A 273-nucleotide genomic window follows, 5' to 3' on the forward strand; every position below is an offset into this window, starting at 1 on the left:
CCATCGAGCACAGAGCCGCGACCACGTTGCCGGCGTTTCCATAGCTCGCGCTGGGCTCTATGAAGGTGCTTAAAGCGTTCAGCCAGGTCATCACCGTTCTTCACCGTCAAAGTCACCAAAAAAGGCCTCAGAGCCGGTTTCTCGGCTCGGATGACCTCCCACCTATCCAAGTAGGCTTTCATCGACTTAGCGCCCCGTCTAATGGCACACAGAGGGCAAAGCAGGTGCTTCATGCAGAAGCTGGCCGCATGCAGCCTCACAGCGTCGATGGTG

Annotated in this window: 1 protein-coding gene; it reads right to left on the reverse strand. The window is 57.5% G+C overall.

Going from position 1 to position 273, the window contains the following annotated elements:
• Nucleotides 1-260, reverse strand: a 260-nt coding sequence (locus tag ABG80_RS22525) for a protein rep (RefSeq protein WP_268760942.1), incomplete at its 3' end; no start/stop codon positions are given.
• Between the last annotated feature and the right edge of the window lie 13 nt (nucleotides 261-273).

The organism is Aquabacterium parvum (assembly GCF_001447195.1).
Taxonomy (GTDB): Bacteria; Pseudomonadota; Gammaproteobacteria; order Burkholderiales; family Burkholderiaceae_C; genus Aquabacterium; species Aquabacterium parvum.